This window comes from Jatrophihabitans sp. GAS493 (assembly GCF_900230215.1).
Lineage (GTDB): Bacteria > Actinomycetota > Actinomycetes > Mycobacteriales > Jatrophihabitantaceae > MT45.
On record NZ_LT907982.1, the window covers coordinates 3,519,945 to 3,544,071 of the forward strand.

Below are 24,127 nucleotides of genomic sequence, written 5' to 3' on the forward strand. Positions count from 1 at the left end.
CAGGCAGGGGACGCTGAAGCTGGCCTCGCCTACTACGCGCGACACTTCGAGGACATGGAAACCGAGGTGACACTCCTCGAGCAACGCCTCAATTCCGGCGCCGGAGACCCGGCGGCTACCCGCGTCCAGGCAAGCGCGCTGCGCGAGCAACTGCAGACCGCCTCCGTGGTCGGCGACGTGGCCGGTCTGGATGCGCGACTGCAGACCCTGCTCGGCAAGACGGACGAGAAGATCGTCGCCAGCGCCGCCGCGCGACAGCAGGCTCGTAGCGAGGCCATCGCCGCCAAGGAGGCGCTGGTCGCAGAGGCCGAGCAGATTGCCACTTCGGCGACTTCGTGGAAGACGTCCGGTGATCGGCTGCGCACCATCGTCGACGAGTGGAAGCTCATCAAGGGCATCGATCGCAAGACGGACGAGGCCCTCTGGAAGAGATTCGCTGCGGCTCGCGATGCGTTCGGCAAGCGCCGCGGTCAGCATTTCGCCCAGCTTGACGAACAGCGTGGCGTGGCCAAGAGCACGAAGGAACAGCTCGTCGCGCAGGCCGAGGCGCTGTCGGACTCCACGGACTGGAAGGAGACCGCAGCCGCGCTACGCGGTCTGATGGATCAGTGGAAGGCTGCCCCGCGCGGCAACCGCAACGTCGAAGACGCGCTCTGGGCGCGTTTCCGTGCCGCGCAGGACGCGTTCTTCGCGCGTCGTTCGGCGACGTTCTCCGAGCGCGACGCCGAGCAGTCGGTCAACCTGACCAAGAAGCTCGAACTCGTCGCAGAAGCAGAAGCCATCGACGTCAGCGACGTGAAGCAGGCCCAGTCGACGCTGCGCGACATTCAGTCGAGGTTCGAAGAGGTGGGCCATATTCCACGCGATTCGATGCGACGCACCGACGATCGCATGCGGGCCGCCGAGAAGCGGGTCGCCGACGCGGCGGATGCCGAGTGGCGCCGCGGCAGCGTGGAGAGCAACCCATTCCTCAGTGCGCTGCGAGAGCGGCTGGCCGAGGCCGAAGCGAAATTGGAGCGGGCCGAGAAGTCCGGCGACGCAACTCGGATTGCGAAGGCGCAGGAGGAGGTCGCGTCTCGGCGCGCACTGCTGCCCACCGACTAGACCGCGAGACGCAGCAGAGAGTCAGTGGCGGCAGAGTCAGTGGCGGTCAGGCGGAGTGGTCACAGCGGCGGACGGGAGCCGATGCTGAGCAGCTTCGGTGCCGCCGCACTCGCAACGGCGATCGCTTCGTTTCCGGAGCCGCTGCCTCGCCACCGCCGATGCTCGATGACCGGACCATCGGCGACTAGGTGATGGGGCGCGGCATAGGTGACGCGCGAGCGCAGGACGTCGCCCGGTGCGACCGTGATGGCATCGCGGTCGACGGCGACGTGCACCAGCCGACCGTCACGCGAGCGCCCCGAGACCCGGCCGGTGTCCGCGTCCTTTCGACCGTCGGTCGCGTTGACCAGCACCTCGACCTCAGTACCGATGAGCGCCCGGCCCTGCGCTGCGGAGATCTCCTCCTGTAACGCGACAAGTCGCTCGTAGCGCTCCTGGACGATCGCTTTCGGGATCTGGTCCGGCATCGTCGCGGCCGGAGTGCCGGGACGCTTGGAGTACTGGAAAGTGAACGCGCTGGCGAACCGGGCCAGGCGGACCACTTCGAGCGTCTGCTCGAAGTCGGCCTCCGTCTCGCCGGGGAACCCGACAATGATGTCGGTGGTTATCGCGGCGTCCGGAATACGGTCGCGCACGGTCTCAATGATCTGGAGATAGCGCTGCTGCCGGTATGACCGTCGCATTGCCCGGAGCATCTCATCGGAGCCGGACTGCAACGGCATGTGTAGCTGCGGGCAGACGTTCGGCGTTTCAGCCATCGCGTCGATGACGTCATCGGTGAAGTCCCGAGGATGTGGGCTGGTGAAGCGGACCCGGTCGAGCCCCTCGATCTGGCCACAGGCACGCAGGAGTTTTCCGAACGCGAGCTTGTCGCCGAAGGAGCGTCCGTAGGAGTTGACGTTCTGACCGAGCAGCGTGACCTCGACGACCCCGGAGTCAACGAGCGCTTCGATCTCGGCGAGCACGTCACCCGGTCGGCGATCAGTCTCTGCGCCCCGCAGGCTCGGCACGATGCAGAAGGTGCACGTGTTGTCACACCCGACGGAGATCGAGACCCAGGCTGAATAGGGCGATTCGCGCCGGCTCGGAAGATCTGAAGGAAAGTTCTGCAGCGCCTCCACGATCTCGACCTGCGCCGATTCGTTGTGCCGGGCCCGCTCCAGCAGGACGGGCAGACTCGCCAGATTGTGCGTTCCAAAGACGACGTCGACCCACGGCGCCTTCTCGATGATCACGTCGCGATCCTTCTGGGCCAGACAGCCTCCTACGGCGATCTGCATTCCATCCCGGCGCCGTTTCGCCGGCAGCAGATGCCCCAGGTTTCCGTAGAGCCGGTTGTCCGCATTCTCACGCACCGCGCAGGTGTTGAAGACGACCAGGTCGACCTCATCACCGGCATCACCCGGCGCGCGACGGTAGCCGGCCGCCTCCAGCAGCCCCGAGAGCCGCTCCGAGTCGTGGACATTCATCTGGCAGCCGTAGGTGCGGATCGCGTAGGTGCGTGAGCTCGTCATAACGGTGTCAAGGATACGGGCCGGGCGGTACCTGAAGCGCCTCCGAACCGGCGGCTACGCCGATGTGGCCGGGGAACGGGCAGTCGCGTGACTCAGTGGGCGATCTCAGTCGCTCGCGACTCGCGAACGACCGTGACCCGAATCTGCCCTGGGTAGGTCAGCTCGTCCTCGATCTGCTTGGCGATCTCGCGCGCCAGCACTGAGGCCTCCAAGTCATCCACTTCGCCCGGCTGCACCATGACCCGAACCTCACGACCGGCCTGCATCGCGAACACCTTCTCGACGCCGATCTTGGCGGTCGCGATCTCCTCGATCCGGCTCAGCCGCTTGACGTAGGCCTCCAACGACTCGCGCCGTGCTCCGGGCCTCGATGCCGAACAGGTATCAGCCGCCTGGGTCAGGACGGCTTCGATTGTTCGTGGATGCACCTCGTTGTGGTGTGCCTCCACGGCATGGGCCACTGCCTCGGACTCGCCGAACTTGCGAAGCAGCGCCGCCCCGACGATGGCGTGACTACCTTCGACCTCGTGGGTCAGCGCCTTGCCGATGTCGTGCAGGAAAGCACCGCGTTTGACCAGCGTGGGCTCGATGCCGAGTTCGGCCGCCATCACGCCGGCCACATGCGCCGTCTCGACCAGATGACCGAGCACATTCTGCCCATAGCTGGTCCGGTACTTCAGACGACCCAGCGTCGGGAGTAGCCGTTCATCGAGGTCAGTGATCCCCACCTCGGCGAGCGCATCGTGGGCCGCCCGCAGACACAACTGCTCGACCTCGATCTTGCTCAGCTCGTAGGCCTCCTCGATACGGTGCGGGTGGATGCGGCCGTCGAGCACCAACTTGTCGAGGGTAAGCCGGCCAACTTCGCGCCGTACCGGGTCAAAGCAGGAGAGAAGAACGGCCTCGGGCGTGTCGTCGATGATGACGTTCACCCCGGTGACGGTCTCGAACGCGCGGATGTTGCGGCCCTCCCGGCCGATGATTCGCCCCTTCATCTCATCGCTCGGCAGATGCAGCACGCTGACGACACTCTCCGCCGTCTGCGCGCTGGCCACTCGCTGGACCGCCTCGGAGACGACGGCACGAGCACGATCGGCGCCCTCCACCCGGGCCTCGGCTTCGATGCCACGGACCAGAGCGGCCGCCTCCCGCCGGGCGTCCGCCTCAACATGGCTGAGCAGTTCTACCTTCGCTTCAGCCGAACTGAGCCCGGAGATTCGCTCCAGCTCTGCCGTGTGTTCACTGCGGCGACCTTCGAGGGCGTTCAGCTCGAGCTCAAGCTGTCGGCGCAACGCGGCGGCCTCGCCCGTCCTTGTCTCCAACTCGTGCTGACGAGCCTCCAGCTGACGCAACTGACGGTCCAGCTCCGCACCGTCGAGTTCCAATCGCTCGGCCGCCTCCGTGGCTCGTTCATAGAGCTGGTCGATCTCCAGCTGCCGAGCATTGGCCAGCCGCAGGGCCGCTTCGGCCTCCGCCGTCAGGGTCGCGACCTGCGCCTGTCCGGTGCGATCTGCGTCGGCGAGTGTCGCGGTCGCCTCGGCCGCAGCTCGGTCCCGGATCTGTTCCGCGGCCTTGTGCGCCGACTCCACATCGGACTCCGCAGCGCGTCTGAGCGCCCGGAGCTCGGCGTCCGCGGCCCGTCGATTGGCATCCGCCTCCGTCTGAGCCAGTTGGCGAATCGACGCGGCTTCAGCGTCAGCGACTCGGCGGGCCGACTCGATACCGGCGGCGAAATCCGCGGTAGCCTCGCCGGCCGCATCCGCCCTGGAACCGTGTACTGCTGGCTCAGTCGTCGCGCCACGACGCCGGTAGGAATTGACGAAATATAGGGCGACGACGAACGCGGCTGCGATGGCGGCAAAGAATACCCACTGAAGATCATGCAGTTCGTGCATTCGCTTGCCCTCCGGTCCTGACGAGCTGCGAATTCAGCTGAATTCGCGTCAGAAGCAGGCAGCCTAGATCGACGCGGAAACCACCGGGCAGCGCGTGCTCTAGCGGGAGCACGTCAAAATCGAACGCAGACCCGACGATTCCGGGCCGGCGTCTCCAGGTGGAGTTACCGCGTATATCTAAAGTCCGTACTGGACCGACTACTCAAATGAAGGTTGATCTTACGTAGAGCCAACAAGATCGTACGACTACTTCCAACACCACGACATTAGGAAGCAACCAGACTTTGGTCAAGTAAGCGCGCTGGGGCCCGAGTTACCATTCCACCGCCGAGTCCGATGATGAGGCGGATGCGCTAATTGCTTCCCGGCAGATCCGTGCGGCCAGACTGGGCGAATAGCCACGCCTAGCCAGAAGCCCGAAGACCCGTCGCTGTTGCGTGGCCAGGTCAAGGCCGCGCAACGACCGAAGTTTCTTCTCCGCTAACCGGCGCGCAGCCTCCATTTCACTCTCGGCATCGATTGCGGTCAGAGCTACCTCGGCGTCGCTATCGCTGACTCCCCGCTTCCGAAGTGACATCGCAACGGCGCGCCGGGATAACCCTCGCTCGGCGTGCTGGGCTCGAACGACCATGTCGGCGTAGGCCGCATCGTCGATAAGGCCAAGTTCTACAAAACGATCGAGCACCACGTCGGCCGCAGCTTGAGGCACTCCACGGCGCAGCAGCACCGTGGTGAGTTCAGCGCGGCTCCTGGCCCGAGTTGCCAACTGCTGTAGGCAGATCGTTCGGGCGACCGAGACTGGGTCGCCGGGGGGATCAATTTCCGCCGGCGACCCAGTCTCGCGTTGCTTCGGCATTCAGACTCAGAAGTCGACAGGAGCCGGGAGCGGAACTATGGCCTCGGCGTCCAGTTGAGCGCCGACGCCGAGCTTCTCCTTGATCCGCTTCTCGATCTCATCGGCGAGGTCTGGATTGTCACGCAGGAATGTGCGGGCATTCTCCTTGCCCTGTCCCAGCTGATCGGTCTCGTACGTGTACCAGGCACCTGACTTCTTCACCAGGCCCTGCTCGACACCCACATCGATCAGCGAGCCCTCGCGACTGATGCCCTGGCCGTAGACGATGTCGAACTCAGCCTGCTTGAACGGCGGCGCGACCTTGTTTTTGACGACCTTGACGCGCGTTCGGTTGCCAACCGCCTCACCGCCGTCCTTCAGGGTCTCGATGCGACGAACGTCGAGGCGCACAGACGCGTAGAACTTGAGCGCCTTACCGCCTGTCGTGGTCTCCGGCGAGCCGAACATGACGCCGATCTTCTCGCGGAGCTGGTTGATGAAGATCGCAGTAGTTCCCGAGTTGCTAAGGGCGCCCGTCACTTTACGTAGCGCCTGGCTCATCAGGCGCGCCTGTAGACCGACGTGACTGTCCCCCATCTCCCCCTCGATCTCGGCACGCGGAACGAGCGCGGCAACCGAGTCGACCACGACGATGTCGATCGCGCCGGAGCGGATCAGCATGTCCATGATCTCCAACGCCTGCTCTCCGGTGTCAGGCTGGCTGACCAGCAGCGCATCGGTATCGACACCGAGGGCACGGGCGTAGTCCGGGTCGAGGGCGTGCTCCGCATCGATGAAAGCGGCGATTCCACCAGCGGCCTGCGCGTTCGCGACTGCGTGGAGCGCAACGGTCGTCTTACCGGAACTCTCCGGGCCGTAGATCTCCACCACGCGGCCGCGCGGCAGACCACCAATGCCGAGTGCGATATCAAGCGCGATCGAGCCGGTCGGGATCACCGCGATCGGCACAGCGGCTCGTTCACCGAGCCGCATGACGGAGCCTTTGCCGAACTGCTTGTCGATCTGGGCCAGTGCGACATCGAGTGCTTTGTCGCGATCGAATGCTGCCATTGTGTCTACCTCTTCACGAGTCAGGGCGGGTCGGACGATTGCCGACGTGCTGTTCATGCGTCACGCTAAGCCTGGGTACCGACAATTTTTAGGACGTCGGTGGATCTGTGGATTCTCGAACCCACTGTGGACAGCTTAGACGAACACCTGTTCGAGCCGCCACGACACGCCGGGCGGGATACTCAGTCCCACACCGCGCTCAGCGCAGCGAGAGCGGGACATCGAACTCGGCGCAGACCGCGCGCCAGATCTCCTTGGGGTTCACGCCGTCGGCGATGGCTTGCTCAACCGTCGACCCAAGCGTCGGCACGCGATAGTCGCGAGCGAGGCTATGCGCGTAGGCAGAGCCGAACTGGGCCTCCATGAGGCTCCAGAATTCGGTAATTCGCACGACGTCAGCCTAAGGGGTCTGAGAGGATCACCGGTGTGAGCACCCCTGACCAGTGGTACGCGCAACCGATACTCACCGGCAGATTGGTTCGGCTCCGACCGATGGTCGCCGAGGATGCCAGCGGCTACTTCGAGGCATCCCGCGCCGACGGTGCGGGCTCCGAGGTGTTTCGATGGCTCGCGCTGACCCCACCGCCGGACGTCGAAACCGCTGAAGTCCAGATTCTTGCCGCGTTGGCTGCCCGAGCTCGCGGCGAACGATTCGCCTACGCCCAGCTGGATGCCGTCAGCGGGGAGTTCATCGGCACAACCTCCTACTACGAGGTTGACCCCGATCGACGGGCGCTGGGCGTCGGGCACACCTGGCTCACGCGGACACGATGGCGGCGCGGACACAACACGGAGTCCAAGCTGCTCATGCTCAGCCATGCCTTCACCCGGCTGGAAGCGGCCCGCGTCGTCTTTCATACCGACATCTTCAACACGCGCTCCCAGGCCGCCATCGAACGGCTGGGCGCGGTGAAGGAGGGCGTCATCCGCAAACACCGCATCCGTCTGGACGGATCCTGGCGAGACTCGGTGCAGTACTCGATAACCGATGACGACTGGCCCCAGGTGCAGGCGAAGCTGACTGACGCTCTGCTGCGCTGACCTATCGCGATCGGGCGGTTGTGTCAGACCCAGAGGGCAGACTGAGGAGCATGCACACGTTCTCGGAGGCGACGCAGGCCTGGTTCGACGGGGCATTCGTCGGCCCGACGCCGGCCCAGACCGGGGCCTGGGAGTCCATCGCAGCCGGCTCGCACACGCTCGTCGTTGCGCCCACCGGGTCAGGGAAGACGCTGGCCGCCTTCCTCTTCTCGCTGGACCGCCTCAGCGCGGAGCCGGCGCCTGAACAACCGTTGCAGCGGTGCCGAGTGCTCTACATCAGTCCGCTGAAGGCGCTGGCCGTTGACGTTGAGCGGAATCTGCGCTCCCCGCTGGCCGGTATCCGCCAGGCGAGTATGCGTCTGGGCCTGCCCGAACCCGAGATCAGCGTGGCGATGCGCACCGGCGATACGAGCCCCGAGCAGCGAAGACTCTTTGCGCGGCGTCCGGCGGACATCTTGATCACCACCCCAGAATCGCTGTTTCTGCTCCTGACCTCCAACGCTCGAGAGGCGTTGCGCGGTGTCGACACGGTCATCATCGACGAGGTCCACGCGGTCTGTGCGACCAAGCGGGGCGCCCATTTGGCCCTTTCCCTGGAGCGGCTGGACGCCCTGCTCGAACGGCCGGCTCAGCGCATCGGACTCTCGGCAACCGTCCGACCGGTTGAGGAGGTAGCTACCTTCCTGGCCGGTGGCCGCCCAGTGACTGTGGTCCAACCGCCAAGCGAGAAAGCCTTCGAATTACAGGTAGTTGTCCCAGTTGAGGACATGTCGACGCTCGGGGAGGAGACTGACGACCTCTCCGGGGCGGCCGCCGGCGCCGCGACGCGAACATCGATCTGGCCGCACGTCGAAGAGCGAATTCTGGACCTGATCGAGAGCCACAGCTCCACGATCGTCTTCGCCAACTCGCGCCGCCTGGCTGAGCGACTCACATCTCGGCTAAATGAGATAGCCAGCGAGCGCCAGGGCATCCGGCTGGCCGAAACGGCCAAGCCACCGGCCCAGATCATGGCCGAATCAGGCGCCGGTCATCCAGCGTCGGACGTCGTGGTCGCCCGCGCCCACCACGGGTCGGTCTCCCGGGAGCAACGGGCAGTGGTCGAAGAGGACCTGAAGGCCGGACGACTGGCCGCGGTAGTGGCGACGTCCTCGCTCGAACTGGGAATCGACATGGGTGCCGTCGACCTGGTGGTGCAGGTTGAGGCTCCGCCGTCGGTCGCGTCCGGGCTGCAGAGAGTCGGGCGCGCCGGACACCAGGTCGGCGCAACGTCGTTCGGTGTCATCTTTCCCAAGTATCGGGGCGACCTGGTCGAGTGTGCCGTCGTTGCCGAACGGATGCGCGACGGCCTGATCGAGTCGATGCGCTACCCGCGAAACCCGTTGGATGTGCTGGCGCAACAGATCGTCGCGATGGTCGCCATGGAGGATTGGACAGTCGACAGCGTCGATGAGTTGGTGCGTCGGTGTGCCCCCTTCAGTGGGCTCCCCCGGTCGGCGCTGCTCGCGGTGTTGGACATGCTCGCCGGTCGCTACCCCTCAGACGCGTTCGCTGAGCTACGGCCGCGGCTGGTCTGGGATCGGGTCACCGACGAGCTCACCGCCCGGCGGGGCGCACAGCGACTCGCAGTCACCAGCGGTGGAACCATTCCCGACCGCGGGCTGTTCGGCGTCTTCCTGGCCGGCGGCGAGGGCCCTGGGCGGCGGGTCGGCGAACTGGATGAGGAGATGGTCTACGAATCCCGGGTCGGCGATGTATTCCTACTCGGCTCGTCCTCGTGGCGCATCGAAGAGATCAGTCACGACCAGGTACTGGTGACGCCGGCGCCCGGCCAGTTGGGGCGCATGCCATTCTGGAAGGGCGACTCCCTCGGACGTCCGGCCGAGCTGGGGCGGGCCCTCGGACGATTCCTTCGGGAGTTGAACAGCGCCACGGACGCTGCGGCCGTCGCCCGCGCCTCGGCCGCGGGACTCGACGAGTGGGGCACGGCGAATCTCCTCGCCTACCTGCGCGAACAGCAAGCAGCGACGGGACAGCTACCGGACGACCGAACCGTTCTGGTCGAACGCTTCCGAGACGAACTCGGCGACTGGCGCGTCGTCGTCCACTCGCCGTTTGGCGCACCCGTCAACGCACCCTGGGCCCTGGCGATCGCCGCCCGACTGCGCGAGGAACATGGCCTGGATGTTCAGACGATGCACTCCGATGACGGGATCGTGCTCCGGCTGCCAGAGACGGACGCCGCGCCTCCGACGGCCGAGCTAGCCATCTTCGATCCTGGCGTCATCGAGGCGATCGTGACCAGCGAAGTCGGCGGCTCGGCGTTGTTCGCGTCCCGCTTCCGTGAGTGTGCGGCCCGGTCCCTCCTACTGCCACGACGCGATCCGCAGCGGCGGACACCTCTGTGGCAGCAACGCCAACGGGCCAGTCAGCTGCTGCAGGTCGCGAGCGAATACGGCGACTTCCCGGTTGTGCTTGAAGCGATGCGGGAGTGCGTCCAGGACGTCTATGACTTGCCTGGGCTCGTCGGGCTCATGCGGGACCTGGAGAATCGCCGAGTCAAACTGGTCGAGGTGCAGACGGAGACTCCCTCGCCCTTCGCCCGGTCGCTGCTGTTCGGCTATATCGGGATGTTTCTCTATGACGGCGATGCCCCCCTAGCTGAACGTCGGGCACAGGCACTCTCCCTCGACTCCACCCTGCTTGCCGAGTTGCTGGGTACGACCGATCTCCGTGAGCTGCTCGACGTCGACTCGCTGGCCGACGTAGAGGCGGAGCTGCAGCGGTTGCCGGACGGCCGGCACGCCCGCGGTCTTGACTCGGTTCACGATCTACTGCGCTCGCTCGGAGATCTGAGCACCGACGAGGCGACGCGCCGCGGCGCCACCGCCGCCGACCTCGTGGAATTGGAGCGGACGCGACGGGCAATTCAGGTGCGAATCGCCGGCGAGGCGCGGTGGGTCGCAATCGAAGACGCGGGCCGGCTGCGGGATGCGCTCGGTAGCGCATTACCGGTCGGGGTGCCAGAGATATTCACCGAACCCGTGCGTGATCCGCTAGGTGATCTGGTCTCCCGGTTCGCGCGCACGCATGGGCCGTTTCACGCCGACGAGATCGCTGCGCGCCTCGGGCTGGGCGTTGCCGTGGTCATCGCGAGCCTGGAACGACTGCGCAGCAGTGGGACGCTGCTCGAAGGCGAGTTCCGCCCGCTCAGTAGCGGCCATCCGGTGGCGAACGGACGCGAGTGGTGTGACGCTCAGGTTCTTCGAACCGTGCGACGGCGATCGCTAGCGGCCCTGCGCCGGGAGGTCGAGCCCGTCCCCGAACTCGTCTTTGCTCGCTTCACTTCGGTATGGCAGGGCGTCGGAGCCAAGACGCTACGCGGGACGGACGGCGTGATGCGGGTGGTGGAGCAGCTGGCGGGGACCTTGCTACCGGCGAGCGCCCTTGAGTCGCTTGTGCTTCCGAGCCGCATCGCCGGGTACTCCCCTGCGCTGTTGGACGAACTGACTCTCTCCGGCGAGGTCCTCTGGGCCGGCGCCGGCAAGCTAGCCGGCAATGACGGCTGGGTCTCGTTGGTGCCGGCGGACGGCGCGTCACTGCTGCTTCCGACCGCCGTCGACGGTGTCGACGGCGACGAACTCGATGCCGCCGCACACGATGTGCTTGCCGTGCTCGACGCAGATCAGGCACTCTTCTTCAACGCCATTCTGAGCAGGCTCGCCGTAGCGACCGCCGATCGTCAACCATTGACCGAGACCGACCTCAACCGAACCGTCTGGGATCTGATCTGGGCTGGAGCCATCACCAACGACACGCTCGCACCGGTCCGAGCGCTGCTCGGCCGCGCGAGCCGTACTGCACATTCTCGGCCTCGTAGAGCGCCTCGGGCTCGCTACGGTCGCTATGCCGGCCTCATGCCCAGTACGGTCGGCAGCCCCAGCGCAAGGATGACGGGCGGCGCTATTACCGCCACACCGATCGGTATGGGCGGACGCTGGTCACGGCTTCCGGTGCGGGATATTGACCCGACTCGTCGGGCGCTCGCGACCGCCCAGACCCTGCTGGACCGACACGGCATCGTCACGCGGGGAGCCGTCGTGGCTGAGCGAGTGCCTGGCGGATTCGCCGGCGTATACGCGGTGCTGAAGGCAGCTGAGGAGTCGGGACAGGTTCGGCGGGGCTACTTCGTCGATGGACTCGGCGCATCGCAGTTCGCACTTCCTGGGGCAGTGGATCGACTCCGCAACGACGATCTAGTGCGCAGACAGGAGGACGAGGAGCGAGAAGACCCTCAGAGCGCAACGGTGTTGGCGGCGACGGACCCGGCCAACCCCTATGGCGCTGCGCTGAACTGGCCTCAGAGACCCCAGATCGAAGGCGAGGGCCGCGGACATCAGCCCGCACGCAAAGCCGGCTCGTTGGTAGTACTCGTCAACGGGGCATGCGCCCTGTACGTCGAACGGGGTGGCCGAACTCTGCTTTCGTTCACCGATGATCCGAGACACCTGAGACCGGCGGCGGACGCTCTCGCGCTTGCCGTCCGCGAGGGCGCGCTGGGGCGACTGCAAGTAGAACGAGCTGACGGTGTGTCAGTCGTGTCGTCCCCACTGGGAGATGCACTCGAGGCGGCAGGCTTCCGACCGACACCGCGGGGCGGTCTACGCCTACGGGGGCGTTAAGGGTCGTTGGAAACAGTCAGCGCATCGAGGCCCAACCGCTACAGCAACGCTGCCGCCCGATCGGCCGCGTCGGTGAGACCGGATGGATCAAGCGCCGCCGACGCAGCGAACCATTGGGCCGCCTCGTCGTCTCGGCCGATCGACTCGAGAATGTCGGCGTAGACGTACCAGGTGCGAGCGGCACCCGGACGCGGGTTGTTCCGGTCCATTCCCCCGCGGGCCAGGACACCGAGGGCAGCGTCAATCTGACCGAGATCTCGGCGTGCACTGGCAACGACGATGAAGAGTTCCGCTCGGGTCTCAGGGTCGAGTCGGCCGACGTCGCGGTCGCTCAGGACACGCAACGCCTGGGTTGCGCGGCCAAGTGCTCGTTCGCAGTCGGCAATCAACGCGAGGTTTCGGGGGTCTCCGGAGATTCGGCGGGCAGTTCGCAGCTCGCTCAGCGCCTCGGCCCATTCCCCGGCGTGGTACGCGGCTACACCTACCGCCTCACGCACCGCGCCCACTCGTGCGGCACGGTTGCGAGCAGCGTGCGCATGTTCAAGGGCACGCTTCGGGTCCGAATCGACGAGTTGGCCGGCCGCTACCAGATGACCGGCGACGATCTCAGCATTGGGCTTGGAGAGCGTGCGAAGCTCGGCCCGCACCGATGGATCGAGCAGTCGGGGATCAGCGTCGTGCGGAACCGCGATCTCAATCTCCCGGCTGGGCCGACGCGAACGCGAGCCAAGCTCCGACGTAGGACGGTTCTCATTGCCTGGCCGCGACGCGTGACGCGTGCCGCCCGGCTCACTGCGCGGACGCCGAGGCGGAGCGAAGTCGAAGGAGTCACGCGACGAGGCGTCGGAGCGGAAACGATCCCGATCACCGTAGCTACGCTCGGACCCACGTCCTCCGTCACGAGAATTGGCGACCCGTCCGCCCGAGTGGGGACGATCGCCCGATCCTGCGCGAGAATGGCTACTACGACCCCGTTCGTCGCGGTCGCTGTGCCGGTCAGCGTTACGGGGACGCCCGCTGTAACCCGTCCCGGAGCGGCCATCAGTTCTACGCTCTGGACTACGCCCCGGCGCCCCGTCAGTGCGCGGGCGGTACGAGCCCGCGTCATCGCTGCCACCTCGGTAGCCGCCGGAGGACGTCGGGCGAGACGAGCGGCCCTGTGAACGATCGCCGTTATCGCCACGCGAATCGCGAGTGTAGGGGCCGGACTGGCGTGAACGATCGTCGCCGCCGCGTCCCTGGTAGCCACCGCGAGCGGAACTAGATCGGCTACCACCGTCTGAACCGGAGGAACGTTCCCCGCCCCGCGGAGTGCCCGTACCGGCGGAGTAGCCACCCGACCCATAGGAAGTGGACCGACCGGGCGCACCACGGCGGTCCGTTGTGCGACCACCGCCGTCCGAGGAACGGTAATCGCCGCGTGATGAAGTGCGGGGTGCTCCGCCACCGCGACCCGAGTCACTGCCACCGGCATTGCGAGAACGGGAGGGACTTCTAGGATTGTCGCTGTCGCGGTCCTGACTACGGCCACTGCCTGACGGCGAAGCAGGGCGGCGTGCAGCAGAGCCGGAGCTTGCGCGTCCGCTGTTGTCGTTAGGTCCCCGACGACCTGAGTACTCTGCCATCTCTACTACCCGTTCCCTTGTTCAAACTTGTTTTTGTTGGTGTATGTGAGACGAGGACCAGTCCCTGCGGCTGGTGGGCCGGGGTCTGGTCCTCGTCTGTGAGTTGTGTCCGGCGACGTCCTACTCTCCCACACAGTGGCCCGTGCAGTACCATCGGCGCTGAGAGGCTTAGCTTCCGGGTTCGGGATGGGTCCGGGCGTTTCCCTCTCGCTATGGTCGCCGTAACGTTATGGAGATATGTGGGTTTCACCCGCCGCTGACGCACCCCTGTGTTGGGGGGTGGTTGCGGGGGTGGTCCGTATCTCGGGAACCGAACAGTGGACGCGTAGCGCTTGTTCCCTGTCACGTCCCGTTGCCGGGTGTGATGGGGTTGAAGTGTGTGTTGTGGTGAAGTCCTCGGCCTATTAGTACCAGTCAGCTGCACACGTTGCCGTGCTTCCACTTCTGGCCTATCAACCCGGTGGTCTAGCCGGGGGCCTTACTCCATTAAGGATGGGAGATCTAATCTTGAAGCAGGCTTCCCGCTTAGATGCTTTCAGCGGTTATCCCTTCCGAACGTAGCTAACCAGCAGTGCTCCTGGTGGAACAACTGGCACACCAGAGGTTCGTCCGTCCCGGTCCTCTCGTACTAAGGACAGCCCTTCTCAAATCTCCTGCGCGCGCGGCGGATAGGGACCGAACTGTCTCACGACGTTCTAAACCCAGCTCGCGTGCCGCTTTAATGGGCGAACAGCCCAACCCTTGGGACCGACTCCAGCCCCAGGATGCGACGAGCCGACATCGAGGTGCCAAACCATCCCGTCGATATGGACTCTTGGGGAAGATCAGCCTGTTATCCCCGGGGTACCTTTTATCCGTTGAGCGACACCGCTTCCACTAGCCGGTGCCGGATCACTAGTCCCAGCTTTCGCTCCTGCTCGACATGTCTGTCTCACAGTCAAGCTCCCTTGTGCACTTGCACTCAACACCTGATTGCCAACCAGGCTGAGGGAACCTTTGGGCGCCTCCGTTACTTTTTGGGAGGCGACCGCCCCAGTCAAACTACCCATCAGACACTGTCCCTGATCCGGATTACGGACCGAGGTTAGACATCCAATTCGAACAGAGTGGTATTTCAACGTTGACTCCACCCACACTGGCGTGTGAGCTTCACAGTCTCCCACCTATCCTACACAATCCGAACCGAACACCAATATCAAACTATAGTAAAGGTCCCGGGGTCTTTCCGTCCTGCCGCGCGTAACGAGCATCTTTACTCGTAGTGCAATTTCGCCGAGTCCATGGTTGAGACAGTCGAGAAGTCGTTACGCCATTCGTGCAGGTCGGAACTTACCCGACAAGGAATTTCGCTACCTTAGGATGGTTATAGTTACCACCGCCGTTTACTGGGGCTTAAATTCTGAGCTTCGCCCCCAAAAGGGGCTGACCCGTCCTCTTAACCTTCCAGCACCGGGCAGGCGTCAGTCCGTATACATCGTCTTGCGACTTCGCACGGACCTGTGTTTTTAGTAAACAGTCGCTTCTCGCTAGTCTCTGCGGCCAACTCACGCTTTCGGCAGCGTGTGCCGTCACGTGCTTTGGCCCCCCTTCTCCCGAAGTTACGGGGGTATTTTGCCGAGTTCCTTAACCATGGTTCACTCGATCGCCTTAGTATTCTCTACCTGACCACCTGTGTCGGTTTGGGGTACGGGCCGCGAAGAGCTCGCTAGAGAGTTTTCTTGGCAGCATAGGATCATCGAATTCGCCCCAATCGGCTATGCGTCAGATCTCAGGCACATGTGACACGGATTTACCTATGTCACGCCCTACGTCCTTGCCCCGGTATTACCACTGACCGGTACGACTACCTTCCTGCGTCATCCCATCGCTTACCTACTACCGGTTCGGGTCACGCGTTCAACCGATCCGACCCGAAGGTCATCACAGCATCAGGCGCTTAGCATTACCGGACTCGGTATTGGCGCTCTTTTGCGGGTACGGGAATATCAACCCGTTGTCCATCGACTACGCCTGTCGGCCTCGCCTTAGGTCCCGACTTACCCTGGGCGGATTAGCCTGGCCCAGGAACCCTTGGTCATTCGGCGGAAGAGTTTCTCACTCTTCTTTCGCTACTCATGCCTGCATTCTCACTCGTGTGCCGTCCACGGCTGGGTTCCCCCGCCGCTTCCTCCGGCACACGACGCTCCCCTACCCATCCACACACCTGGCCGGCCACCCGTAGGTAACCGACAGGCTATTGCATGAATGACACAGCTTCGGCGGTGTGCTTGAGCCCCGCTACATTGTCGGCGCAGAATCACTTGACCAGTGAGCTATTACGCACTCTTTAAAGGGTGGCTGCTTCTAAGCCAACCTCCTGGTTGTCTATGCGACTCCACATCCTTTCCCACTTAGCACACGCTTAGGGGCCTTAGCTGGTGTTCTGGGTTGTTTCCCTCTCGACCATGAACCTTATCGCCCACAGTCTCACTGCCGCGCTCTCACTTACCGGCATTCGGAGTTTGGCTGATTTCGGTAAGCTTGTAGGCCCCCTAGACCATCCAGTAGCTCTACCTCCGGTAAGAAACACGCGACGCTGCACCTATATGCATTTCGGGGAGAACCAGCTATCACGAAGTTTGATTGGCCTTTCACCCCTACCCACAGCTCATCCCCTCCATTTTCAACTGAAGTGGGTTCGGTCCTCCACGCAGTCTTACCTGCGCTTCAACCTGGCCATGGGTAGATCACTTCGCTTCGGGTCTAGATCATGCGACTCAAACGCCCTATTCAGACTCGCTTTCGCTACGGCTACCCCACACGGGTTAACCTCGCCACATAACGCTAACTCGCAGGCTCATTCTTCAAAAGGCACGCTGTCACGACCATGTCCAACGACATGGCGACGCTCCAACGGCTTGTAGGCGCGCGGTTTCAGGTACTATTTCACTCCCCTCCCGGGGTACTTTTCACCTTTCCCTCACGGTACTTGTCCGCTATCGGTCACTAGGTAGTATTTAGGCTTAGCGGGTGGTCCCGCCAGATTCACAGCGAATTTCACGTGCTCGCTGCTACTTGGGGTAACGCTCAGGAGATCACATGTTTTCGTCTACGGGGGTATCACCCTCTACGCCGGACCTTCCCAAGTCCTTCGACTAACACATGATTTTCTTACTCCTCGATGATTCGGCAGAACCATCAGAACGGCCCCACAACCCCAGATACGCAACGCCTGCCGGCTATCACGCGTACCTGGTTTGGCCTCTTCCGATTTCGCTCGCCACTACTCTCGGAATCGCGGTTGCTTTCTCTTCCTGTGGGTACTGAGATGTTTCACTTCCCCACGTTCCCTCCACATACCCTATGTGTTCAGGTATGGGTGACAGGACATGACTCCTGCCGGGTTTCCCCATTCGGAAATCCTCGGATCACAGCTCGGTTGACAGCTCCCCGAGGCTTATCGCAGCCTCCTACGTCCTTCATCGGCTCCTAGTGCCAAGGCATCCACCGTGCGCCCTTATTAACTTGACCACAAAGATGCTCGCGTCCACTGTTCAGTTCTCAAGGTACGGGCGACACACCACGCAACCCACCGCACACACCCACCCCAACAGGGGGATGCTGTTCGGTGACGCAGCACGCCAAACCACCAACAACCAGACCACCCACACCCAACCCAGCCCCACCCGCCAAAAACGAGCAGAACCAACCTGGACATGAGAAAGTCCCGAGACAAGCAAAGTATCTGCTCTCTCAGGACTCAACAGCGTGCCTACCCACACCACACACGCACCACAACGTTCCCGCCACCCAAAGGTGACTGTACTAATCCCGATACGCCCGCAACATGCGAACTAGTTAGTGTTCCACCCGTGAGCTACCCCCTCAGAACACTCGTCTGAGCAAGGGTGCCTGGACACCCACCCGACCCCAGCAAAACCAGGACCGAACGATGCCAGTTGCTCCTTAGAAAGGAGGTGATCCAGCCGCACCTTCCGGTACGGCTACCTTGTTACGACTTCGTCCCAATCGCCGATCCCACCTTCGACAGCTCCCTCCACAAGGGTTGGGCCACTGGCTTCGGGTGTTACCGACTTTCGTGACGTGACGGGCGGTGTGTACAAGGCCCGGGAACGTATTCACCGCAGCGTTGCTGATCTGCGATTACTAGCAACTCCGACTTCATGGGGTCGAGTTGCAGACCCCAATCCGAACTGAGACCGGCTTTCTGGGATTCGCTCCACCTCGCGGTATCGCAGCCCTTTGTACCGGCCATTGTAGCATGTGTGCAGCCCTAGACATAAGGGGCATGATGACTTGACGTCATCCCCACCTTCCTCCGAGTTGACCCCGGCAGTCTCCTATGAGTCCCCACCATCACGTGCTGGCAACATAGGACGAGGGTTGCGCTCGTTGCGGGACTTAACCCAACATCTCACGACACGAGCTGACGACAGCCATGCACCACCTGTGCACGGCCCTTACGGACCCCGCATCTCTGCGAGATTTCCGTGCATGTCAAGCCTAGGTAAGGTTCTTCGCGTTGCATCGAATTAAGCCACATGCTCCGCTGCTTGTGCGGGCCCCCGTCAATTCCTTTGAGTTTTAGCCTTGCGGCCGTACTCCCCAGGCGGGGCGCTTAATGCGTTAGCTGCGGCACAGACCTCGTGGAATGAGGCCCACACCTAGCGCCCACCGTTTACGGCGTGGACTACCAGGGTATCTAATCCTGTTTGCTCCCCACGCTTTCGCTCCTCAGCGTCAATATCGGCCCAGAGTCCCGCCTTCGCCACCGGTGTTCCTCCTGATATCTGCGCATTTCACCGCTACACCAGGAATTCCAGACTCCCCTACCGAATTCTAGTCAGCCCGTATCGGCTGCAGGCCCGGGGTTGAGCCCCAGGTTTTCACAGCCGACGTGACAAACCGCCTACGAGCTCTTTACGCCCAATAATTCCGGACAACGCTTGCACCCTACGTATTACCGCGGCTGCTGGCACGTAGTTGGCCGGTGCTTCTTCTGCAGGTACCGTCACTCACGCTTCGTCCCTGCTGAAAGAGGTTTACAACCCGAAGGCCGTCATCCCTCACGCGGCGTCGCTGCATCAGGCTTTCGCCCATTGTGCAATATTCCCCACTGCTGCCTCCCGTAGGAGTCTGGGCCGTGTCTCAGTCCCAGTGTGGCCGGTCGCCCTCTCAGGCCGGCTACCCGTCGTCGCCTTGGTAGGCCATTACCCCACCAACAAGCTGATAGGCCGCGGGCCCATCCCTAGCCAGAATCCTTTACACCCTCAACCATGCGGAAGAAAGTCATATCCGGTATTAGACCCCGTTTCCGAGGCTTATCCCAGTGCTAGGGGCAGGTTGCCCACGTGTTACTCACCCGTTCGCCGCTAGGGCACCACCCCGAAGAGTGGGCCTCGCTCGACTTGCATGTGTTAAGCACGCCGCCAGCGTTCGTCCTGAGCCAGGATCAAACTCTCCGTGAATGTATAAACGACACCCCAACCAACCCACAGGCCAGCCAGGAGAATCAACCACAAAAAGTTCCCGCCCTGCGGCGGCACAACAATCCAGACACAAAACAAAACAAACCAGCAAAAAAAACTTCACTAAACTCGTTTCATCAAGTACCAAAAACCATCACGCACCCCAAAAGGCACGCAACAGCATCAAACAAATGGCACTAACTTTCGGCACGCTGTTGAGTTCTCAAAGAACAGACACACACCATCAAAACCCACAACAGGCTCATCCGGGGCAACCTACGAAACACTACCCGACCAGCACCAACAAGTCAAAACCCAGACCCGCCAACACCAACCGCTTCCCACTTGGCCATCGGGGCCACACCACAAAGGGCAGCACTTCCGAACTTGGGGGACCAGCCCTTGGGCTGATGTAGAAAACTGTACCACTCCCTGAGAGCTGTTTCGACCCACCCCCGCCCCGATCAGCGATGCGAAGCTCACACCTGTCCGAGCCGAGTGACCGGACGGCCAGGCTGGCTGCCGCACGCGATCGAGAACGGGAGCGAGAATGGGTGTGTGCCCGAGGGAGACACCGTGTGGTTGACCGCCAAGCGCCTCAATTCTGCGCTTGCCGGCCAGCTGCTGTGCACCTTCGATCTGCGGGTTCCTACGTTGGCCACGGTCGATCGCCGCGGTGACCACGTGCAGTCAGTCCTCGCCCGCGGCAAGCACCTGCTGGTGCGTCTAGACAGTGAGCTCACACTTCGAAGTCACCTGAGAATGGACGGCAGCTGGCGGCTCTCCCCTGCCGGCGGGGCGACCCCCGGGCCACGGCATCAGGTGCGGGCGATTCTCGGAAACGCCCAATGGCAGGCAACCGGCCTGCGACTACACGACCTGGCCATCGTTCCCACGGCCGCGGAGCACACGCTCGTGGGGCACCTTGGACCGGATCTGCTCGGCCCTGACTGGTCGGCCGACCGTGCGGTCGAGCTCCTGCGGCAGGAACCGAACCGTGAGATCGGGGACGCGATCATGGATCAGCGCAATCTCGCCGGAATAGGAAACCTCTACAAGTCGGAGACCCTGTTCCTGCGAGGAGTCGATCCATGGACACCGGTCGGCCTTGTCGATGACCTCAACGCGCTAGTGACCCGAGCTCAGGTGCTGCTGAACGCCAACAAACAACACCCGGAGCAGTCCACCACTGGCCTGCTCGCTCGGGGACAGCAGCATTGGGTCTATCTGCGCGCGAATGAGCCCTGCCGACGCTGCCGAACTCCGATCCAGCAATCTATGCAGGGACGCCCCGGACAGGAGCGGAGCACCTACTGGTGCCCCCACTGCCAGCCATCGGTCGCCTAGACGCGACAGCGATCAGCCCGGCGCGCCGGACGGGTGTGGGTCGCCCGGACTCGACGAGCCCGAATCAACCGGATTCGACGCTGCCGAACCAAGCAGGGCGGTGACGTCGAAGGCGATCTGCGCCTCATCGCCCGGGGATAGGAGGAAGGATGCCAGCCATCGCAGAATCATCTCCCGCCGCTGGGGGCCGGGCGTGGGAGCTCCGGCGGGCCGGTCTGCCGTCAACGCGGCATCGATAGCGGCCCGGGCACGCTCCCATAGCGGATTGGCGGCGACGTCCGCGCTGTCAGACGATGCCTGCTCCACGGTGCCGACTGGCGGGATCGTCGCTAAGGCGACGAGAGCTTCAGGCTCGGCTTCGGCCAGCGCCGCCCGAAGCGAATTGGAGCCGATCGCCGAGGCGCAGCCACGCAACGCCTCGCCGAGGGGTATTGCCTGGGCCTGTTCGACAAGGCGTCTCACCTCGTCAGCGACCAACGCGCCGAGTACGGCGTCCCGGGTACGGAAATGGTTGTAGAGCGTCGCCTTGGCGACGCCCGAGGCCGCGGCGATCTGCGCCATGGAGACCCGTGTCCCGTTGGCCAGAACGGCAGACCTCGCGCCATCGAGAAGCGCGGCCCGGGTCCGGCTCATCGAGTTGCCGGCCCGGGATCGAGTCCCGACCGCACGCAACGGGACCGCGGAGTCGATCGGCTGCGGCGGGCGGGCCACTGCTTCGTCGACCACTGCGTTAGGGTCCGCGCCCTCGACAACCGTCTGAGCCGGTTCGGAATCCGGCGCGGTCGAACGGAAGAGGGTATCGAAAAGCGGGTCTCCCCCAGGGCTCATGTCCTGAAAGCTACCCGCCCGACTTCATCGATGTGCAGCCGATGCCGCACGCCGTTCGTCGCGAACTAAGCGGCGACGGTCGGTTCGCTCGGAACGGAGCGCAGCAGAGACGCCTGCTCAATGGCGGTTGCCGGAACGGCGGACGCCACACTGCTGTGGTGCATCCGATTCGCCAACTGGCCGGAGTGAGCCGAATGGGTAAGGGCCGTCGGATGACCGATCGTCGCACCTACCCGGTTCGAGGCGCCGGCGAGCTTCTCTTCGCGACGCAATGAGTCGGAGACCTCCGCGAAAAGGTCGGACAACTCGACATCCAACGCGCCGCAGATAGCGGCTAGAAGCTCTGAAGATGGTTCCTTCTGACCTCTCTCGACCTCGGAGAGGTAGCCCAGGCTGACCCGGGCTGTGGAGGAGACCTCGCGTAGCGTGCGCTGTTGGCGCAGGCGGACCCCACGAAGCGTGTCGCCGACAACCTGTCGTAGCACGGCCATGGTGCGAACCTCCCTCGTAAGTGTTCTGTCTATACGGTCAATGTAACGCTGTAATACCAGCGCCGCATTCCCGCGATAACGCTGCATCTACATCGTTACAACCTGCACAACGCGGCACGCCTGAATGTCGTTCCGACCCTCCGTCGGCACCCAATCATCTACTCCGCGTCTCAGCGAGCAGGTTAGGTCTGGACCGCCACGCCGCTTCGCAACCGAATCGCCCGGGCAACGTAGTCCGCGCCGGTGACCAGGGCGAGCACGACCGCGGCGACCATGAAGACCGCGGCGATCGTATGCCAGACACCGTTCAGCGGGAGCACATACAGCCAGATGGCCAGTGACTGCACGAAGGTCTTGATCTTCCCGCCACGGCTCGCAGCGATCACCCCGTGCCGGATGACCCAGAAACGCAGCAGCGTCACGCCAACTTCGCGGACCACCATCACGATCGTGATCCACCAGGCGAGATCTCCGAGTATCGACAGCCCGATAAGCGCAGTACCGACCAGTGCCTTATCGGCGATCGGATCGGCCAGCTTCCCGAACTCGGTGACCAGGCCCCGCTTGCGGGCGATCTCTCCGTCGAAGCGATCAGTCAATGAGGCGATGAAGAAGATCGCCGCCGCGACGACGCGAGCTCCATCGTTGTGCCCGCCGTCGTGGAACAGGGCAATGGCGAAGACCGGCACCAGAAGCAATCGCAGAACGGTGAGCCCGTTCGCGATGTTCCAGGCCGACGCTTCACTGGAGGTCTGGGCGATTGGATCAGTGGGCGGTGGCCGAGTCACGACCCAGCCACCGTGGCGACCAGATCGGCACCGTCGGTGTCGACGACCTCCGCGGTGACGATCTCCCCCCGGCTGGGGTGGTAGCCGGGCTCGAAGCCGACCAGGATCGTGCTGCCGTCCACGTCCGGCCCCTGATGGGCGGCGCGGCCGACGATCTGATCAGAGATCTCTTCGACCAGCACCTGGACCTGCTCGCCGATTCGGTCCTCGGCTCGCTGCGCGATGAGTTCGGTGACGGTCTCCGAGATCCGCTCAACGCGCTCGGCGATCACCTCGGCGTCGAGCTTGCCGTCAAAACCCACCGCCTCGGTACCGTCCTCGTCGCTGTAGCCGAAGACGCCGACCACGTCGAGGCGGGCACCGTCTAGGAATGCTTCGAGTTCAGCCAGATCGTCCTCGGTCTCACCGGGAAATCCGACGATGATGTTGCTCCGCGCGCCCGCGTGCGGTGCCAATTCACGGATCTGGGCGAGCAACTGCAGGAAGGACTCCGTCGAACCGAACCGCTTCATCCGCCGCAGCACAGTGGCACTGGAATGCTGGAAGGAGAGGTCGAAGTACGGCGCTACGCCCGGCGTGGTGGCGATCGCCTGCAGCAGGGAGGGACGCAACTCCGCCGGCTGCAGATAGGAGACACGGAGCCGTTCGATGCCGTCGACGGCAGCCAGCTCCGGAAGCAGGCGCTCGAGAGTCCGCAAGTCGCCCAGGTCTTTGCCGTAGGAGGTGGAGTTCTCGCTGACGAGCACGATCTCCCGGGCGCCCGAGTCGGCGAGCCACCGAGCTTCGGCGAGAACGTCAGCCGGCGGGCGGGAGACGAACGCGCCGCGGAAGGACGGGATCGCGCAGAAGGAGCAGCGCCGGTCGCAGCCGGAGGCAAGCTTCAGATAGGCAACCGGCGAATCGTCGAGTCTGGTCCTGGCCACACCCCCGTTCGGAAGCCACGCATGCCCCGGAAGGGCAACCTCCGCGGCGGCGGCCGGGCGATGAGCCGGCGAGACGGGCAGCAGCGTGCGTCGATCCCGAGGACGGTGGGCGGGCACCTCACGCCCCGCGGCCACATCATCGAGTCGAGCGGCGATGTCGGCGTAGGAGTCGAAGCCGAGAATCGCGTCGGCCTCCGGCAGCGAGGCCGCGAGCTCGTCGCCGTACCGCTCAGCCAGGCAGCCGACGGCGACGACCTTCTTGCCCGTATCGGCGGCGGCGAGAACGGTGTCGATCGAGTCCTTCTTGGCCGAGTCGATGAATCCGCAGGTGTTGACGACGATCACGTCAGCGTTCTCGGACTCGCCCTCAGTGAGGGTCCAGCCACCGGCACCCAGGCGAGCGGCAAGCTCTTCGGAGTCAACCTCGTTGCGGGCACAGCCCAATGTCAGTAGCGCGACGCTGCGCTTATTGGGCTCGGACACATACCGTAGAGTACCCGCGCGCACGGACTCAC

General features: G+C 63.8%; 14 protein-coding genes and 3 rRNA genes. 4 read left to right on the plus strand and 13 right to left on the minus strand.

Features of this window, described 5'->3' with window-relative positions; all coding sequences use genetic code 11:
- Positions 1-66: 66 nt before the first annotated feature.
- Positions 67-1,104 (plus strand): DUF349 domain-containing protein, encoded by a 1,038-nt coding sequence (locus tag CPH63_RS16365; protein ID WP_206745568.1) that lies wholly within the window; start codon positions 67-69, stop codon positions 1,102-1,104.
- Positions 1,105-1,163: 59 nt separating this feature from the next.
- Here CPH63_RS16365 and miaB read toward each other — a convergent pair whose 3' ends face one another.
- From miaB to CPH63_RS16390, 5 genes are all read right to left on the minus strand, one after another.
- The gene (miaB, locus tag CPH63_RS16370; protein ID WP_096303902.1) at positions 1,164-2,618 is read right to left on the minus strand and encodes a tRNA (N6-isopentenyl adenosine(37)-C2)-methylthiotransferase MiaB; all 1,455 of its coding nucleotides are present in this window, start codon (positions 2,616-2,618) and stop codon (positions 1,164-1,166) included.
- 92 nt (positions 2,619-2,710) lie between these two features.
- Entirely contained in the window at positions 2,711-4,513 is a 1,803-nt protein-coding gene (gene rny / locus CPH63_RS16375; protein ID WP_096303903.1) for a ribonuclease Y, read from the minus strand.
- Positions 4,514-4,826: 313 nt separating this feature from the next.
- On the minus strand, positions 4,827-5,369 hold the full coding sequence (locus tag CPH63_RS16380) for a regulatory protein RecX (protein WP_096303904.1): 543 nt from the start codon (positions 5,367-5,369) through the stop codon (positions 4,827-4,829).
- A gap of 6 nt (positions 5,370-5,375) precedes the next feature.
- Complete coding sequence (gene recA, locus CPH63_RS16385) at positions 5,376-6,419, minus strand: recombinase RecA (protein ID WP_096303905.1); 1,044 nt, start codon at positions 6,417-6,419, stop codon at positions 5,376-5,378.
- A 199-nt stretch (positions 6,420-6,618) separates the two neighbouring features.
- Positions 6,619-6,810 (minus strand): DUF3046 domain-containing protein, encoded by a 192-nt coding sequence (locus CPH63_RS16390; RefSeq protein ID WP_096303906.1) that lies wholly within the window; start codon positions 6,808-6,810, stop codon positions 6,619-6,621.
- A 35-nt stretch (positions 6,811-6,845) separates the two neighbouring features.
- Here CPH63_RS16390 and CPH63_RS16395 point away from each other — a divergent pair, with 35 nt between their 5' ends.
- Both CPH63_RS16395 and CPH63_RS16400 read left to right on the plus strand, forming a co-directional pair.
- Entirely contained in the window at positions 6,846-7,460 is a 615-nt protein-coding gene (locus tag CPH63_RS16395; protein WP_241895701.1) for a GNAT family N-acetyltransferase, read from the plus strand.
- A 50-nt stretch (positions 7,461-7,510) separates the two neighbouring features.
- The gene (locus CPH63_RS16400; protein ID WP_096303908.1) at positions 7,511-12,142 is read left to right on the plus strand and encodes an ATP-dependent helicase; all 4,632 of its coding nucleotides are present in this window, start codon (positions 7,511-7,513) and stop codon (positions 12,140-12,142) included.
- Between the two features lie 38 nt (positions 12,143-12,180).
- Here the strand turns inward: CPH63_RS16400 and CPH63_RS16405 are convergent, their stop codons facing one another.
- The 4 genes from CPH63_RS16405 to CPH63_RS16420 form a co-directional block, all read right to left on the minus strand.
- Entirely contained in the window at positions 12,181-12,789 is a 609-nt protein-coding gene (locus tag CPH63_RS16405; protein WP_096303909.1) for a tetratricopeptide repeat protein, read from the minus strand.
- A gap of 1,085 nt (positions 12,790-13,874) precedes the next feature.
- Positions 13,875-13,991: ribosomal RNA gene (rrf, locus tag CPH63_RS16410) — 5S ribosomal RNA — on the minus strand.
- Between the two features lie 160 nt (positions 13,992-14,151).
- Positions 14,152-17,277: ribosomal RNA gene (locus CPH63_RS16415) — 23S ribosomal RNA — on the minus strand.
- Between the two features lie 439 nt (positions 17,278-17,716).
- Positions 17,717-19,235, minus strand: a 16S ribosomal RNA gene (locus CPH63_RS16420).
- The 16S, 23S and 5S rRNA genes sit together here, the layout of an rRNA operon.
- Positions 19,236-19,793: 558 nt before the next feature.
- Here CPH63_RS16420 and CPH63_RS16425 point away from each other — a divergent pair.
- Positions 19,794-20,582, plus strand: coding sequence for a DNA-formamidopyrimidine glycosylase family protein (locus tag CPH63_RS16425; RefSeq protein ID WP_096305218.1), 789 nt, complete (start codon positions 19,794-19,796; stop codon positions 20,580-20,582).
- 12 nt (positions 20,583-20,594) lie between these two features.
- Here CPH63_RS16425 and CPH63_RS16430 read toward each other — a convergent pair whose 3' ends face one another.
- From CPH63_RS16430 to rimO, 4 genes are all read right to left on the minus strand, one after another.
- Positions 20,595-21,410: a TetR/AcrR family transcriptional regulator gene (locus tag CPH63_RS16430; protein WP_096303910.1), complete on the minus strand. Its 816-nt coding sequence runs from the start codon at positions 21,408-21,410 to the stop codon at positions 20,595-20,597.
- A 65-nt stretch (positions 21,411-21,475) separates the two neighbouring features.
- Positions 21,476-21,901 carry a helix-turn-helix domain-containing protein gene (locus tag CPH63_RS23525; protein ID WP_096303911.1) on the minus strand — a complete coding sequence of 142 codons (426 nt, stop codon included), beginning with the start codon at positions 21,899-21,901 and terminating at the stop codon, positions 21,476-21,478.
- 182 nt (positions 21,902-22,083) lie between these two features.
- Positions 22,084-22,689 carry a CDP-diacylglycerol--glycerol-3-phosphate 3-phosphatidyltransferase gene (gene pgsA / locus CPH63_RS16440; protein ID WP_096303912.1) on the minus strand — a complete coding sequence of 202 codons (606 nt, stop codon included), beginning with the start codon at positions 22,687-22,689 and terminating at the stop codon, positions 22,084-22,086.
- Positions 22,686-24,095, minus strand: a complete 1,410-nt coding sequence (gene rimO, locus CPH63_RS16445; RefSeq protein WP_197704394.1) for a 30S ribosomal protein S12 methylthiotransferase RimO — start codon at positions 24,093-24,095, stop codon at positions 22,686-22,688. The genes pgsA and rimO overlap by 4 nt, the downstream gene beginning before the upstream one ends.
- Between the last annotated feature and the right edge of the window lie 32 nt (positions 24,096-24,127).